Source organism: Streptomyces sp. NPDC085481, from assembly GCF_044541845.1.
Classification (GTDB): domain Bacteria; phylum Actinomycetota; class Actinomycetes; order Streptomycetales; family Streptomycetaceae; genus Streptomyces.
This window is the reverse complement of record NZ_JBITTJ010000003.1, coordinates 108,958-124,805: the sequence shown is the minus strand read 5'-3', so window position 1 is coordinate 124,805 and position 15,848 is coordinate 108,958. Positions and strand designations below refer to the sequence as shown.

At 71.4% G+C, this 15,848-nt stretch carries 16 protein-coding genes; 15 read left to right on the top strand and 1 reads right to left on the bottom strand.

The genetic code is table 11. The annotated features are described in order from the left end of the window. Positions 1-36 precede the first annotated feature (36 nt). The 4 genes from ACIGEZ_RS09300 (at position 37) to nusB (ending at position 3,302) form a co-directional block, all read left to right on the top strand. Positions 37-1,014: an AAA family ATPase gene (locus ACIGEZ_RS09300; RefSeq protein WP_399827866.1), complete on the top strand. Its 978-nt coding sequence runs from the start codon at positions 37-39 to the stop codon at positions 1,012-1,014. A gap of 126 nt (positions 1,015-1,140) precedes the next feature. Beyond that, a complete protein-coding gene (locus ACIGEZ_RS09295) occupies positions 1,141-2,247 on the top strand; it encodes an aminopeptidase P family protein (protein ID WP_399827863.1) in 1,107 nt (368 codons plus the stop codon). A 48-nt stretch (positions 2,248-2,295) separates the two neighbouring features. Further along, positions 2,296-2,862: an elongation factor P gene (gene efp / locus ACIGEZ_RS09290; RefSeq protein ID WP_132914510.1), complete on the top strand. Its 567-nt coding sequence runs from the start codon at positions 2,296-2,298 to the stop codon at positions 2,860-2,862. Between the two features lie 2 nt (positions 2,863-2,864). Next, complete coding sequence (gene nusB, locus ACIGEZ_RS09285) at positions 2,865-3,302, top strand: transcription antitermination factor NusB (protein WP_399827860.1); 438 nt, start codon at positions 2,865-2,867, stop codon at positions 3,300-3,302. 173 nt (positions 3,303-3,475) lie between these two features. Here nusB and bldD read toward each other — a convergent pair whose 3' ends face one another. Continuing rightward, a complete protein-coding gene (gene bldD, locus ACIGEZ_RS09280) occupies positions 3,476-3,976 on the bottom strand; it encodes a transcriptional regulator BldD (protein ID WP_189976704.1) in 501 nt (166 codons plus the stop codon). A 245-nt stretch (positions 3,977-4,221) separates the two neighbouring features. On the opposite strand from bldD, the gene pyrR reads away from it, so the two are divergent. The 11 genes from pyrR (at position 4,222) to rpoZ (ending at position 15,795) form a co-directional block, all read left to right on the top strand. Beyond that, positions 4,222-4,782 carry a bifunctional pyr operon transcriptional regulator/uracil phosphoribosyltransferase PyrR gene (pyrR, locus tag ACIGEZ_RS09275; protein ID WP_399827857.1) on the top strand — a complete coding sequence of 187 codons (561 nt, stop codon included), beginning with the start codon at positions 4,222-4,224 and terminating at the stop codon, positions 4,780-4,782. 117 nt (positions 4,783-4,899) lie between these two features. After that, positions 4,900-5,880: an aspartate carbamoyltransferase catalytic subunit gene (locus ACIGEZ_RS09270; RefSeq protein ID WP_399827854.1), complete on the top strand. Its 981-nt coding sequence runs from the start codon at positions 4,900-4,902 to the stop codon at positions 5,878-5,880. A 7-nt stretch (positions 5,881-5,887) separates the two neighbouring features. Then, on the top strand, positions 5,888-7,174 hold the full coding sequence (locus ACIGEZ_RS09265; RefSeq protein ID WP_399827851.1) for a dihydroorotase: 1,287 nt from the start codon (positions 5,888-5,890) through the stop codon (positions 7,172-7,174). Then, positions 7,171-7,746, top strand: coding sequence for a hypothetical protein (locus tag ACIGEZ_RS09260; protein ID WP_399827848.1), 576 nt, complete (start codon positions 7,171-7,173; stop codon positions 7,744-7,746). The genes ACIGEZ_RS09265 and ACIGEZ_RS09260 overlap by 4 nt, the downstream gene beginning before the upstream one ends. Beyond that, the gene (gene carA, locus ACIGEZ_RS09255; protein ID WP_399827845.1) at positions 7,743-8,885 is read left to right on the top strand and encodes a glutamine-hydrolyzing carbamoyl-phosphate synthase small subunit; all 1,143 of its coding nucleotides are present in this window, start codon (positions 7,743-7,745) and stop codon (positions 8,883-8,885) included. The genes ACIGEZ_RS09260 and carA overlap by 4 nt, the downstream gene beginning before the upstream one ends. After that, positions 8,878-12,186: a carbamoyl-phosphate synthase large subunit gene (gene carB / locus ACIGEZ_RS09250; protein WP_399827843.1), complete on the top strand. Its 3,309-nt coding sequence runs from the start codon at positions 8,878-8,880 to the stop codon at positions 12,184-12,186. Before carA ends, carB begins: the two co-directional genes overlap by 8 nt. Before the next feature lie 77 nt (positions 12,187-12,263). Then, entirely contained in the window at positions 12,264-13,373 is a 1,110-nt protein-coding gene (locus ACIGEZ_RS09245) for a quinone-dependent dihydroorotate dehydrogenase (RefSeq protein ID WP_399827840.1), read from the top strand. Further along, entirely contained in the window at positions 13,370-14,203 is an 834-nt protein-coding gene (gene pyrF, locus ACIGEZ_RS09240; RefSeq protein ID WP_399827838.1) for an orotidine-5'-phosphate decarboxylase, read from the top strand. Before ACIGEZ_RS09245 ends, pyrF begins: the two co-directional genes overlap by 4 nt. Before the next feature lie 318 nt (positions 14,204-14,521). Further along, positions 14,522-14,845: an integration host factor gene (locus tag ACIGEZ_RS09235; protein WP_026246651.1), complete on the top strand. Its 324-nt coding sequence runs from the start codon at positions 14,522-14,524 to the stop codon at positions 14,843-14,845. 49 nt (positions 14,846-14,894) lie between these two features. Then, positions 14,895-15,467, top strand: coding sequence for a guanylate kinase (gmk, locus tag ACIGEZ_RS09230; RefSeq protein WP_399827835.1), 573 nt, complete (start codon positions 14,895-14,897; stop codon positions 15,465-15,467). 55 nt (positions 15,468-15,522) lie between these two features. Continuing rightward, positions 15,523-15,795: a DNA-directed RNA polymerase subunit omega gene (gene rpoZ / locus ACIGEZ_RS09225; RefSeq protein ID WP_005319902.1), complete on the top strand. Its 273-nt coding sequence runs from the start codon at positions 15,523-15,525 to the stop codon at positions 15,793-15,795. Positions 15,796-15,848 lie beyond the last annotated feature (53 nt).

Genomic DNA, 15,848 nt, shown 5'->3' with positions numbered 1-15,848 from the left:
GCACGTATCGGCGGCAGGAACGGAGTGGGGCACCGGATGCAGCACGGAATGGGGGCGCCGTTGCCACCGCACGAACCCTCCGGCCCTTCCGGCTGGGCGCCCGGCGCCCGGGCCCACGCCCAGGGAGCCGCCCACGGCGCGCACCCGCCGGTGCCGCCCGCCCCCGCGCACCACCCCTACCCCGCGCCGCCCGGACCCCCGCCCGGCGCCCCGCAGGGACCGTCGTCAGGACCGCAGCCCGGCGCCCCGCACAGCCCGCGGCCGGCTGCCCCGCGGGGACCGCAGGGACCCCAGCCGGGCACGGTCCAGGGCCCGCCGCCCGGCACGGCCCCGTCACCGGCGCCCGGCGCGCTCCAGGGCCCGCCGCCCGGCGCCCCGGCCGGACCCGCGCCCGGCTGGACCGGCGCCCCGGTCACCGGCCACGTCACGATGCCGCCGCCCGTCACCGGTACCGGCGCCGCCACCCTCGCCGTCCTCCTCATCGGCCCGGCCGGGGCCGGCAAGACGACCGTCGCCCGCCACTGGGCGCAGCGCCGCCGGGTGCCGACCGCCCACATCAGCCTCGACGACGTCCGCGAATGGGTCTGCTCCGGCTTCGCCGACCCCCAGGCGGGCTGGAACGAGAACTCCGAGGCCCAGTACCGGCTGGCCCGCCGCACCTGCGGCTTCGCCGCCCGCAACTTCCTCGCCAACGGCATCTCCTGCATCCTCGACGACGCCGTCTTCCCCGACTGGCCGGTCGTCGGCCTCGGCGGCTGGAAGCGCCACGTCGGCCCCGGGCTGCTCCCCGTCGTCCTGCTGCCCGGCCTGGACATCGTCCTGGAGCGCAACGCCGAGCGCAGCGGCAACCGGCGCCTGGCGGACGAGGAGGTCGCCGCCATCCACGGCCGGATGGCCGGCTGGTACGGCTCCGGCCTTCCGATCATCGACAACTCCACGTACGACGTCGAGACCACCGCACGCGTCCTGGACGACGTCCTGGCCCGCGCGATATCCGGGCCGCCCGCGACGTAGGCCTGAGCCTCTGCCCGGGCCCCGGGCGTTCTGCCGAGGCCCTGGGCCCCCAGGCCCTGAGCTCCGCCCTGCCCGGTCGGCCGCTCACAACAGGCCGGGGTGACCGGCCGCTCGTAGGCTCGGAACATGTCAGAGCTGTATGCGGACCGCCGGGTGCGGCTGCGCGACCGGTGCGCGGCCGCGGGCAGCCCGGCGGCCCTGGTCTCCCGCCCCGCCAATGTCCGCTACCTCACCGGCGGTTCGCCCACCGGCGCCGTGCTCCTGCTCGGCCCCGACGAGGACGTGCTGCTCTGCCCGACCGCCCCGGGCGGCGATCCGGCCGACGGGCGGCTCGACGAGCTGCTGCGCCAGCTGGTGCTGCCGGCCGGCGGCGGCGATCCGGCGGTCGCGGGCGTCGACTTCGCCCGCAAGGCCGGCGCGGACGCCCTCTCCGTCGAGGAGCACCATCTGACCGTCGCCCGCCACCGGGCCATGGGCTCCGTCGCACCCGGGCTGCGCCTCGCCGACCTGTCCTGCGCCGTCGAGCAGCTGCGGATCGTCAAGGACGAGGACGAGATCGCCTGCCTGCGGATCGCCGCCGAGATCGCCGACCAGGCCCTCGGCGAGCTCCTGGAGTCGATCCTGGTCGGCAGGACCGAGCGGCACCTGGCCCTGGAGCTGGAGCGACGGCTCGTCGACCACGGAGCCGACGGCCCGGCCTTCGCCACCTCGGTGGCCACCGGGCCGCACTCCGGGCGGGCCGGGCACAAACCCACCGACCGGCGGGTCGAGGAGGGCGACTTCCTGTCCGTCTGCCTCGGCGCCAACTACCGCGGCTACCGCTGCGAGATCGGCCGCACCTTCGTCATCGGCACCACTCCGGCCGACTGGCAGATCGAGCTCTACGACCTCGTCTTCGCCGCTCAGCGGGCCGGCCGGGAGGCCCTGGCGCCCGGCGCCGAGTACCGCGACATCGACCGCGCGGCCCGGCAGATTATCGCCGCGGCGGGCCACGCCGACGCCACCACGCCCCTCACCGGGCACGGTGTGGGCCTCGAAATCGACGAGGACCCGCAGCTCGCACCCGCGGCCATGGGTAAACTGGACGCTTGTGTGCCGGTCACCGTCGAACCGGGGGTCCACCTCCCGGGCCGGGGCGGGGTCCGGATCGATGACACGCTCGTCGTACGCCAGGAGGCGGACGGCGGACCCGAGCTACTCACCATCACGACCAAGGAGCTGCTCGCGCTGTAGAGCGCGTACGCCTCCCGGTCCCACGTCAGTCCAGGAGATTCCGCAACCGTGGCTTCCACGAACGACCTCAAGAACGGCATGGTGCTCAAGCTCGAAGGCGGCCAGCTCTGGTCCGTCGTCGAGTTCCAGCACGTCAAGCCCGGCAAGGGCCCGGCCTTCGTGCGCACCAAGCTCAAGAACGTGCTGTCCGGCAAGGTCGTCGACAAGACCTTCAACGCCGGCGTGAAGGTCGACACGGCCACCATCGACCGTCGTGACATGCAGTTCTCCTACATGGACGGCGACTACTTCGTCTTCATGGACATGGAGACCTACGACCAGCTGCACGTCGACCGCAAGGCCGTCGGCGACGCCGCCAACTTCCTCATCGAGGGCTTCACCGCCTCCGTCGCGCAGCACGAGGGCGAGGTGCTCTACGTCGAGCTGCCGGCCGCCGTCGTCCTGACGATCCAGCACACCGACCCGGGCGTCCAGGGCGACCGCTCCACCGGCGGCACCAAGCCCGCCACCCTGGAGACCGGCCACGAGATCCAGGTCCCGCTCTTCATCACCACCGGTGAGAAGATCAAGGTCGACACGCGCAGCAGCGACTACCTCGGCCGGGTGAACGACTAACCGTGGCCGCCCGGAGCAAGGCCCGCAGGCGGGCCTTCCAGATCCTGTTCGAGGCCGACCAGCGCGGCACCTCGGTCCAGGAAGTCCTCGCGGACCAGGTCCGGCACGCGCGCTCGGACGAGCGTCAGCCGCCGGTCAACGAGTTCACCATGCAGCTGGTCGAGGGCTACGCCGGGCACGTCGCCCGGATCGACGAGCTCATCGCCACCTACGCGGTGGACTGGGACCTCGACCGGATGCCCGTCGCCGACCGGAACATCGTGCGCCTCGGCGCGTACGAGCTGATCTGGGAGGACGGCACCCCGGACGCCGTGGCGATCGACGAGGCGGTGCAGCTCGCCAAGGAGTTCTCCACCGACGAGTCGCCGACCTTCGTCAACGGTCTGCTCGCGCGCTTCAAGGACCTGAAGCCGCGCCTGCGCCGGGACGCGGACGCCTGAGCGACCCCCCCGGCAGTCGAAGGGGCCCGCAGCACACGACGTGCTGCGGGCCCCTTCGCCGTACCCGCGCCTCCCCGGGCCTTTCCGGCGTACGCAGAACGCCGGGGCCGTGGGAGTCGGATCGACTCCCACGGCCCCGGCGGCACGTTTCTGCGCTGTCCCCTGCGGCGGGGTCAGTTCTCCTCGTGGGCGACGGCGCGGCGCGCGTCCGCGTCCAGGACGCCCCAGCTGATCAGCTGCTCGGTGAGGACCGAGGGGGACTGGTCGTAGATGACGGCGAGGGTGCGCAGGTCGTCCTGACGGATCGACAGCACCTTGCCGTTGTAGTCGCCGCGCTGCGACTGGATCGTCGCCGCGTAGCGCTGGAGCGGGCCGGCCTTCTCCGCGGGGACGTGGGCCAGGCGCTCCAGGTCCAGGACCAGCTTCGGCGGCGGCTCGGCGGCCCCGCCCGGCGTGGTGCCCGGCAGCAGCTCCTGCACCGGCACCCCGTAGAAGTCCGCCAGCTCGGCAAGACGCTGCACGGTCACCGCGCGGTCACCACGCTCGTAAGAGCCGACCACGACGGCCTTCCAGCGGCCCTGGGACTTCTCCTCCACACCATGGAGGGAAAGGCCCTGCTGGGTGCGGATCGCACGGAGTTTGGCCCCGAGCTGCTTTGCGTATTCGCTGGACATAACGCTCCCGGACGCTGTGACGACATGCGGCTGCGCCGCGCGGCTGGTAACTCACTGTGAGGTTACGCAGCGTGACGCTCTCCCGTCAAGCCGAATGGTCCATACCGCCCCCCTCCGGGGGACGGCGCCCGGAGTGGCGCATGGGGGGTGAGCAGGACACACGTCCGCCCCTGGTAACGTAGACGGCGCAATTCCGACGTCCTTTAAGGTCCGTCCCGTGAGGCGGAGAAGGAGGTCCGTTTCATATGGACGCACAGCAGCAGACCGATGCCCGGGCCGTTCTCGAGGCCCCCGACATCGCGCGGGTCCTGACCCGCATCGCCCACGAGATCGTCGAGCGCGCCAAGGGCGCCGACGACGTGGTCCTCCTCGGCATTCCCACCCGCGGTGTCTACCTGGCCCGCCGGCTCGCCGAGAAGCTCGAGTCGATCACCGGCGCCAAGGTCCCGGTCGGTTCCCTCGACATCACCATGTACCGCGACGACCTGCGGATGAAGCCGGCCCGTGCCATCGGCCGCACCGAGATCCCCGGTGAGGGCCTCGACGGCCGTCTCGTCGTCCTCGTCGACGACGTCCTGTTCTCCGGCCGCACCATCCGCGCCGCCCTCGACGCCCTCGGCGACATCGGCCGCCCCCGCGCCGTACAGCTCGCCGTCCTCGTCGACCGCGGCCACCGCGAGCTCCCGATCCGCGCCGACTACGTCGGCAAGAACCTCCCCACGTCGCTGCGGGAGACGGTCAAGGTCCAGCTCGCCGAGGAGGACGGTCGCGACACCGTGCTGCTCGGCAGCAAGCCCGCCTCCTAGGTCCTGTCCGGCCCGATCCGCCGGACACGCCCCGGCCTGAGCGGCCCCCGACGGGTCCCGGGCACCTCCCTGCGCACCCGCATGCCCTCGCCCTCCCCACCACGGAGAGAAACCCCGATGATGCGTCACCTCATCTCGGCCGCCGACCTCACCCGCGACGACGCCGTCCTCATCCTCGACACCGCCGAGGAGATGGCCCGGGTGGCCGACCGGCCCATCAAGAAGCTGCCGACCCTGCGCGGCCGCACGATCTGCAACCTGTTCTTCGAGGACTCCACCCGCACCCGGATCTCCTTCGAGGCGGCCGAGAAGCGCCTCTCCGCCGACGTGATCAACTTCGCGGCCAAGGGCTCAAGCGTCTCCAAGGGCGAGTCCCTCAAGGACACCGCCCAGACCCTGGAGGCGATGGGCGTCGACGCCGTCGTCATCCGCCACAGCGCCTCCGGCGCCCCCTACCGGCTCGCCACCTCCGGCTGGATCGACGCCCCCGTCATCAACGCGGGCGACGGCACCCACCAGCACCCCACGCAGGCCCTGCTCGACGCCTTCACGATGCGCCGCCGGCTGGTCGGCCGCGACGCCGGCCTGGGTCAGGACCTCGCCGGAAAGCGCATCACCCTGGTGGGTGATGTCCTGCACAGCCGGGTCGCCCGCTCCAACGTCGACCTGCTGCACACCCTCGGCGCCGAGGTCACCCTGGTGGCCCCGCCCACCCTGGTCCCCGTCGGCGTCGAGACCTGGCCCTGCGAGGTCAGCTACGACCTCGACAGGGTGCTGCCGAAGTCCGACGCGGTCATGATGCTGCGTGTGCAGCGCGAGCGGATGAACGCCGCCTTCTTCCCGACCGAGCGCGAGTACTCGCGCCGGTACGGACTCGACGGCGACCGGATGGCGAAGATGCCCGAGCACGCCATCGTCATGCACCCCGGGCCCATGGTCCGCGGCATGGAGATCACCGCCGAGGTCGCCGACTCCGACCGCTGCACGGTCGTCGAGCAGGTCGCCAACGGCGTCTCCATCCGGATGGCCGTGCTCTACCTGCTGCTCGGCGGCTCCGAGCCCGCCACCCCCGCCACCACCCGTACCGAGGAGAGCTGAGAACCGCATGAGCAAGATTCTGATCCGTGGTGCGAAGGTGCTCGGCGGCGAGGCGCAGGACGTCCTGATCGACGGCGAGATCATCGCCGAGGTGGGTACGGGCCTGCCGGCCGACGGCGCCCAGGTGATCGAGGCCGAGGGCCGGATCCTGCTGCCCGGCCTGGTCGACCTCCACACCCACCTGCGCGAGCCCGGCCGCGAGGACTCCGAGACCGTCCTGACCGGCACCCGCGCCGCCGCCTCCGGCGGCTACACGGCCGTCTTCGCCATGGCCAACACCCACCCCGTCGCCGACACCGCCGGCGTCGTCGAGCAGGTCTACCGGCTCGGCAAGGAGCACGGCTACTGCGACGTCCAGCCCATCGGCGCCGTCACCGTCGGCCTGGAGGGCAGGAAGCTCGCCGAGCTCGGCGCCATGCACGACTCCGCCGCCGGCGTCACCGTCTTCTCCGACGACGGCAAGTGCGTCGACGACGCCGTGATCATGCGCCGCGCCCTGGAGTACGTGAAGGCCTTCGGCGGCGTCGTCGCCCAGCACGCCCAGGAGCCCCGCCTCACCGAGGGCGCCCAGATGAACGAGGGCATCGTCTCCGCCGAACTCGGCCTCGGCGGCTGGCCCGCCGTCGCCGAGGAGTCGATCATCGCGCGCGACGTGCTGCTCGCCGAGCACGTCGGCTCCCGCGTCCACATCTGCCACCTGTCCACCGCCGGCTCCGTCGAGATCGTCCGCTGGGCCAAGTCCCGCGGCATCGACGTCACCGCCGAGGTCACCCCGCACCACCTCCTCCTCACGGACGAGCTCGTACGGACGTACAACCCCGTCTACAAGGTCAACCCGCCGCTGCGCACCGAGCGTGACGTGCTCGCCCTGCGCGAGGCGCTGGCCGACGGCACCATCGACATCGTGGCCACCGACCACGCCCCGCACCCCCACGAGGACAAGGACTGCGAGTGGGCCGCCGCCGCCATGGGCATGGTGGGCCTGGAGACCGCGCTGTCCGTCGTCCAGCAGACGATGGTGGAGACCGGGCTGCTCGACTGGGCCGGCGTCGCCGACCGGATGTCCCACGCGCCGGCCCGGATCGGGCAGGCCAAGGGCCACGGACGCCCCGTCTCGGCAGGTGAGCCCGCCAACCTGACGCTGGTGGATCCGGCATACCGTGGTGTCGTGGACCCCGCCGACTTCGCCTCCCGCAGCCGCAACACCCCCTACGAGGGCCGCGAGCTGCCCGGGCGCGTCACCCACACGTTCCTGCGGGGCCGGGCAACGCTCGTCGACGGGAAGCTGGCGTGACACCACTGATCGAACTCGCCGAACAGAAGTCGGCCGAGGTCACCGACTGGGCCGGACGGCTCGGCTGGGTCGCCGGACTGCTGCTCTTCATCGCCTTCGTCTACTGGCTGATGCGCCAGGGATGGAAGTGGCGCGGCAGCCTCCAGTCCGACCTCCCGCCGCTCCCCGAGGTGCCCCAGGCCCCCGGTGAGGCGAAGCTGACACTCGGCGGCCGCTACCACGGCTCCACCACCGCCGGACAGTGGCTCGACCGGATCGTCGCGCACGGCCTCGGGCTGCGCAGCCGGGCCGAGCTCACCCTGACGGACGCCGGGATCACCGTCGTACGCCCCGGGGCGAACGACTTCCTCATCCCGGCCGGACAGCTGCGCGAGGCCCGACTCGACAAGGGCATCGCCGGCAAGGTCCTCACCGAGGGCGGTCTCCTGGTCGTCACCTGGGCGCACGGCGACAAGCTGCTCGACTCCGGCTTCCGCTCCGACCGCGCGGCCGAGCACGCCGCCTGGGTCGAGGCACTCAACACCATGAGCTCGACGAATCACGCAAGCACGACGGAAGGCACCGCACGATGACGACCTCCACCAGGGGAGCTGCCAAGGTTCCCGCCGTACTCGTCCTGGAGGACGGCCGCATCTTCCGCGGCCGCGCCTACGGGGCCGTGGGGGAGACCTTCGGCGAGGCCGTGTTCTCCACCGGCATGACCGGCTACCAGGAGACCCTCACCGACCCGTCGTACCACCGCCAGGTCGTCGTGATGACCGCCCCGCACGTCGGCAACACCGGCGTCAACGACGAGGACCCCGAGTCGGGCCGCATCTGGGTGGCCGGCTACGTCGTCCGCGACCCCGCCCGCGTCTCCTCCAACTGGCGCGCCCAGCGCTCCCTCGACGAGGAACTCCGCCACCAGGGCGTCGTCGGCATCCAGGGCATCGACACCCGCGCGCTCACCCGCCACCTGCGCGAGAGCGGCGCCATGCGCGTCGGCATCTTCTCCGGCAGCGCGCTCCCCGACGAGGGCACCATGCTCGCCGAGGTCCGCCAGCAGCCCGAGATGAAGGGCGCCGACCTGTCCGCCGAGGTCGCCACCAAGGAGACCTACGTCGTCCCGGCGATCGGCGAGAAGAAGTTCACCGTCGCCGCCGTCGACCTCGGCATCAAGGGCATGACCCCGCACCGGATGGCCGAGCGCGGCATCGAGGTCCACGTGCTGCCCGCCACCGCCACCGCCGACGACGTCTACGCCGTCAACCCGGACGGTGTCTTCTTCTCCAACGGCCCGGGCGACCCGGCCACCGCCGACGGCCCCGTCGCGGTCATGCAGGCCGTCCTGGAGCGCAGGACCCCGCTCTTCGGCATCTGCTTCGGCAACCAGATCCTCGGCCGCGCCCTCGGCTTCGGCACGTACAAGCTGAAGTACGGCCACCGGGGCATCAACCAGCCCGTCCAGGACCGCACCACCGGCAAGGTCGAGGTCACCGCGCACAACCACGGCTTCGCCGTGGACGCGCCGCTCGACAAGGTCTCGCAGACCCCCTACGGCCGCGCCGAGGTCTCCCACGTCTGCCTGAACGACCAGGTCGTCGAAGGCCTCCAGCTGCTCGACCAGCCGGCCTTCTCCGTCCAGTACCACCCCGAGGCGGCCGCGGGCCCGCACGACGCCGCGTACCTCTTCGACCGCTTCGTATCCCTGATGGAGGCCGAGCGTGCCTAAGCGCACCGATATCCAGTCCGTCCTGGTCATCGGCTCCGGCCCGATCGTCATCGGCCAGGCCGCCGAGTTCGACTACTCCGGCACCCAGGCCTGCCGCATCCTCAAGGCCGAGGGCCTGCGGGTCATCCTGGTCAACTCCAACCCCGCGACGATCATGACCGACCCGGAGATCGCCGACGCCACGTACGTCGAGCCGATCACCCCCGAGTTCGTCGAGAAGATCATCGCCAAGGAGCGCCCCGACGCCCTCCTGCCGACCCTCGGCGGCCAGACGGCCCTCAACACGGCCATCTCCATGCACGAGCAGGGAGTCCTGGAGAAGTACGGCGTCGAGCTCATCGGCGCCAACGTCGAGGCCATCCACAAGGGCGAGGACCGCGACCTCTTCAAGGGCGTCGTCGAGGCCGTGCACGCCAAGATCGGCCACGGCGAGTCCGCCCGCTCGGTCATCTGCCACTCCATGGACGACGTCCTCGCGGGCGTCGAGACGCTCGGCGGCTACCCCGTCGTCGTCCGCCCCTCCTTCACCATGGGCGGCGCCGGCTCCGGCTTCGCGCACGACGAGGAGGAGCTGCGCCGCATCGCCGGCCAGGGCCTGACCCTCTCGCCGACCACCGAGGTGCTCCTGGAGGAGTCCATCCTCGGCTGGAAGGAGTACGAGCTGGAGCTCATGCGCGACAAGCACGACAACGTCGTGGTCGTCTGCTCCATCGAGAACTTCGACCCCATGGGCGTGCACACCGGCGACTCGATCACGGTCGCCCCGGCGATGACGCTGACCGACCGCGAGTACCAGGTCCTGCGCGACATCGGCATCGCGATCATCCGCGAGGTCGGCGTCGACACCGGCGGCTGCAACATCCAGTTCGCGGTCAACCCGGACGACGGGCGCATCATCGTCATCGAGATGAACCCGCGCGTCTCCCGGTCCTCGGCGCTCGCCTCCAAGGCGACCGGATTCCCGATCGCGAAGATCGCCGCCCGTCTCGCCGTCGGCTACACGCTGGACGAGATCCCCAACGACATCACCGAGAAGACCCCGGCCTCCTTCGAGCCGACCCTCGACTACGTCGTTGTCAAGGCCCCGCGCTTCGCCTTCGAGAAGTTCCCCTCCGCCGACTCCACGCTGACCACGACCATGAAGTCGGTCGGCGAGGCCATGGCGATCGGCCGCAACTTCACCGAGGCCCTGCAGAAGGCCCTGCGCTCGCTGGAGAAGAAGGGCAGCCAGTTCGCCTTCACCGGCGAGCCCGGCGACAAGACCGAGCTCCTCAGCGAGGCGGTCCGCCCGACCGACGGCCGGATCAACACGGTCATGCAGGCCATCCGGGCCGGCGCCACGCCCGAGGAGGTCTTCGAGGCCACCAAGATCGACCCGTGGTTCGTCGACCAGCTCTTCCTGATCAAGGAGATCGCCGACGACCTGGCCGCCGCCGAGAAGCTCGACCCCGAGCTGCTCGCCGAGGCCAAGCGGCACGGCTTCTCCGACGCCCAGATCGCCGGGATCCGCGGCCTGCGCGAGGACGTCGTCCGCGAGGTCCGGCACGCACTCGGCGTCCGCCCGGTCTACAAGACGGTCGACACCTGCGCCGCCGAGTTCGCCGCCAAGACGCCGTACTTCTACTCCTCCTACGACGAGGAGACCGAGGTCGCGCCGCGCACCAAGCCCGCGGTGATCATCCTGGGCTCCGGTCCGAACCGCATCGGCCAGGGCATCGAGTTCGACTACTCCTGCGTCCACGCCTCCTTCGCCCTGAGCGACGCCGGCTACGAGACCGTGATGGTCAACTGCAACCCGGAGACCGTCTCGACGGACTACGACACCTCCGACCGTCTGTACTTCGAGCCGCTCACGCTCGAGGACGTCCTGGAGATCGTCCACGCCGAGTCGCTGGCCGGCCCGATCGCCGGCGTCGTCGTCCAGCTCGGCGGCCAGACCCCGCTCGGCCTCGCCCAGGCCCTCAAGGACAACGGCGTGCCGGTCGTCGGCACCTCCCCGGAGGCCATCCACGCCGCCGAGGACCGCGGCGCCTTCGGCCAGGTGCTCGCCGACGCGGGCCTGCCCGCCCCCAAGCACGGCACCGCCACCACCTTCGCGGGCGCCAAGGCCATCGCCGACGAGATCGGCTACCCCGTCCTCGTGCGCCCCTCGTACGTGCTCGGCGGCCGCGGCATGGAGATCGTCTACGACGAGGCGCGCCTGGAGGCGTACATCGCCGAGTCCACCGAGATCTCCCCGACCCGCCCGGTCCTCGTCGACCGCTTCCTCGACGACGCCATCGAGATCGACGTCGACGCGCTCTACGACGGCGAGGAGCTCTACCTCGGCGGCGTCATGGAGCACATCGAGGAGGCCGGCATCCACTCCGGCGACTCGGCCTGCGCCCTGCCCCCGATCACGCTCGGCGGCTTCGACATCAAGCGCCTGCGCGCCTCCACCGAGGCCATCGCCAAGGGCGTCGGCGTGCGCGGACTGATCAACATCCAGTTCGCGATGGCCGGCGACATCCTGTACGTCCTGGAGGCCAACCCGCGCGCCTCGCGCACCGTGCCCTTCACCTCCAAGGCGACCGCCGTGCCGCTCGCGAAGGCCGCCGCCCGCATCTCGCTGGGCGCCACCATCGCCGAGCTGCGCGCCGAGGGCCTGCTGCCGAAGAACGGCGACGGCGGCACCCTGCCGCTCGACGCGCCGATCTCCGTCAAGGAGGCCGTGATGCCGTGGTCGCGCTTCCGCGACATCCACGGCCGCGGCGTGGACACCGTCCTCGGCCCGGAGATGCGCTCCACCGGCGAGGTCATGGGCATCGACAACGTCTTCGGCACGGCGTACGCCAAGTCGCAGGCCGGCGCCTACGGCCCGCTGCCCACCAAGGGCCGCGCGTTCATCTCCGTCGCCAACCGCGACAAGCGCTCGATGATCTTCCCGGCCCGTGAGCTCGTCGCCCACGGCTTCGAACTGCTCGCCACCTCCGGCACCGCCGAGGTGCTCAAGCGCAACGGCATCAACGCCACCGTCGTGCGCAAGCAGTCCGAGGGCGAGGGCCCGAACGGCGAGAAGACCATCGTCCAGCTCATCCACGACGGCCAGGTCGACCTGATCGTCAACACCCCGTACGGCACCGGCGGCCGCCTCGACGGCTACGAGATCCGTACGGCGGCGGTGGCCCGCTCCGTCCCGTGCCTGACCACGGTCCAGGCACTGGCGGCGGCCGTCCAGGGCATCGACGCCCTCAACCGCGGCGACGTGGGCGTCCGCTCGCTCCAGGAGCACGCGGAGCACCTGACCGCGGCCCGCGACTAGCAGCCCGTACGACGAGGGGGACACCGGTTTCACGACGGGTGTCCCCCTCGTCATGAGCGCACGAGGATTCATCGACGATGTACAAGTTGTTCTTCCACCTGGTCTTCAAGCGGATGGACCCCGAGGCGGCCCACTACCTGGCCTTCCGCTGGATCCGCCTGGCCGCCCGCGTCCCCGTCCTGCGCACCTTCGTCGCGGCCGCCCTCGCGCCCCGCCACGAGGAGCTGCGCACCGAGGCCCTGGGTCTGCGCATGCACGGCCCCTTCGGCCTCGCCGCCGGCTTCGACAAGAACGCCGTCGCCATCGACGGCATGGCCATGCTCGGCTTCGACCACGTCGAGATCGGCACCGTGACCGGCGAGGCGCAGCCCGGCAACCCCAAGAAGCGGCTCTTCCGGCTGGTCCCGGACCGCGCCCTGATCAACCGCATGGGCTTCAACAACGAGGGCTCCGCCGCCGTCGCCGCCCGCCTCGGCGCCCGTAACCCCGTCTTCAGGACCGTCGTGGGCGTCAACATCGGCAAGACCAAGGTCGTGCCCGAGGCCGAGGCCGCCGCCGACTACGTGAAGTCCACCGAGCGCCTGGCCCGCCACGCCGACTACCTGGTCGTCAACGTCTCCTCGCCGAACACCCCGGGGCTGCGCAACCTCCAGGCCACCGAGTCGCTGCGGCCGCTGCTGACCGCCGTCCGCGAGGCCGCCGACCGCAGCGTCACCGACCGCCGCGTCCCGCTCCTGGTCAAGATCGCCCCCGACCTCGCCGACGAGGACGTGGACGCCGTCGCCGACCTCGCCCTGGAGCTCGGCCTCGACGGCATCATCGCCACCAACACCACCATCGCCCGCGAGGGCCTCGGCCTGAAGTCCGACCCCGAGCTGGTCAAGGAGACCGGCGGCCTCTCCGGCGCCCCCGTCAAGCAGCGCTCCCTGGAGGTCCTGCGCCGCCTGTACGCGCGCGTGGGCGACCGCCTGGTCCTGGTGGGGGTCGGCGGCATCGAGAACGCCGAGGACGCCTGGCAGCGCATCCTCGCCGGAGCCACCCTGATCCAGGGCTACAGCGCCTTCATCTACGAGGGGCCGTTCTACTCCCGCGCCGTCCACAAGGGCCTCGCCGCCCGCCTCGCCGCCTCCCCGTACGCCACCCTCGCCGAGGCCGTCGGCGCCGACACCCGAAAGGCCACCGCATGATCTCCTTCGGTACCCGCCTGCGCACCGCCATGGACGAGCGCGGCCCCCTGTGCGTCGGCATCGACCCGCACGCCTCGCTCCTGGACTCCTGGGGCCTGGCCGACGACATCGCGGGCCTCGAGCGCTTCACGTACACGGTCGTCGAGGCGCTCGCCGGCACCGTCGCCGTCTTCAAGCCCCAGGCGGCCTTCTTCGAGCGCTTCGGCTCGCGCGGCATCGCCGTCCTGGAGCGCGCCGTCGCCGATCTGCGCGCGGCGGGCGCCCTGGTCGTCATGGACGCCAAGCGCGGCGACATCGGCTCCACCATGGCCGCGTACGCCGAGGCCTTCCTGCGCCCGGGCTCCCCGCTCTTCTCCGACGCGCTCACCGTCTCCCCGTACCTCGGCTACGGCTCGCTGAAGCCGGCCGTGGACCTGGCCCGCGAGTCCGGCGCCGGGCTCTTCGTACTCGCGCTGACCTCCAACCCGGAGGGCGCCGAGGTCCAGCGGGCGGTCCGTGCTGACGGCCGGACGATCGGCGCGACCATGCTGGCCCACCTCGCCGAGGAGAACGCGGGAGCGGCCCCGATGGGCTCCTTCGGCGCGGTGGTCGGCGCCACCCTCGGCGACCTGTCCGCCTTCGACCTCGACATCAACGGCCCGCTGCTCGCGCCCGGCATCGGCGCCCAGGGCGCGACCCCCGCCGACCTTCCCGCGGTCTTCGGCGCGGCGGTCCGCAACGTCGTCCCGAACGTCAGCCGGGGCGTCCTCGCGGAGGGTCCGGACGCGGCCGCGCTGCGCTCCGCGGCGGAGCGCTACGCGACCGGGATCCGCGAGGCGGTCGGCGGCTGAGGCGGGCGGGGGCCACCCGAGAGGAGCGACTTTCGGCGCGTTCTCGCCAATCCGCAGGTGGGATGGCGCGTCGTCGCCGTCTCACTCCTTGACAAAAGTTGGCCCAAAACAGCGTCGTTATGTCGGAAATGTCCTGGTCGGTCGATGCTGACCAGGACTTTTCCTCTGTTCTCGCTGACTGGAGCGGCCTTGGCCGCTAGTCTCCGGGGCAGAGTCGGCAATCGGCGTACTTCACGTCGGTCGCTGCTCCACTGGTGTGGGGCGCGCAGCTTCCCACCGGTCCGTATCCGACAGTTCGACATCCGAGGTGACGTAGGCGTGGCTCTTCCGCCCCTTACCCCTGAACAGCGCGCAGCCGCGCTCGAAAAGGCCGCCGCGGCTCGCCGGGAGCGGGCCGAGGTCAAGAATCGACTCAAGCACTCCGGCGCCTCCCTCCACGAGGTCATCAAGCAGGGCCAGGAGAACGACGTCATCGGCAAGATGAAGGTCTCCGCCCTGCTCGAGTCCCTGCCCGGCGTGGGCAAGGTCCGCGCCAAGCAGATCATGGAGCGGCTGGGCATCTCCGAGAGCCGCCGGGTCCGTGGCCTCGGCTCCAACCAGATCGCCTCCCTGGAGCGCGAGTTCGGCAGCACCGGCGCCTGACCCGGGACGCGCGTCCCGGGCACACCGCTAAAGCTGGAATAATCGCTGTATGGCAGCAGAGGTACGTCCGCGGCTGACCGTGCTCTCCGGCCCCTCAGGGGTGGGTAAGAGCACGGTCGTCGCTCATATGCGCAAGGTCCACCCCGAGGTCTGGCTCTCGGTGTCGGCCACGACACGAAAGCCCCGCCCCGGCGAGAAGCACGGCGTCCAGTACTTCTTCGTGACGGACGACGAGTTCGACAAGCTGATCGCCAACGGCGAGCTCCTCGAATGGGCCGAGTTCGCGGGCAACCGCTACGGCACTCCGCGCCGTGCGGTCCTCGACCGGCTGGAGGCCGGGGAGCCGGTGCTCCTGGAGATCGACCTCCAGGGCGCGCGTCAGGTCAAGGATTCCATGACCGAGGCGCAGCTGGTCTTCCTCGCTCCGCCGAGCTGGGAGGAGCTGGTCCGCCGGCTCACCGGCCGCGGAACGGAGTCGCCCGAGGTGATCGCCCGCCGGCTGGAGGCCGCGAAGGTCGAACTGGCCGCCGAGGCGGAGTTCGACACCACGCTTGTCAACACCTCGGTCGAGGACGTAGCGCGCGAACTGCTAACGTTGATGCTGCTGTCTTCTGGGGGATGACCCCCGGACCCCACAGTGTGTGTCTGATCCTTTTTCCATCTTCGGAAGGTAGAGCGTGTCCTCTTCCATCACCGCGCCCGAGGGCATCATCAACCCGCCGATCGACGAGCTGCTCGAGGCGACGGACTCCAAGTACAGCCTCGTGATCTACGCGGCCAAGCGTGCGCGCCAGATCAACGCGTACTACTCGCAGCTCGGCGAGGGTCTGCTCGAGTACGTCGGTCCGCTGGTGGACACCCACGTCCACGAGAAGCCGCTCTCGATCGCCCTGCGCGAGATCAACGCGGGCCTGCTGACCTCCGAGGCCATCGAGGGTCCGGCTCAGTAAGCACGCGGCTCATCACGCGGCGGATTTTCACCACAGGCCCGGCGGAACATCCG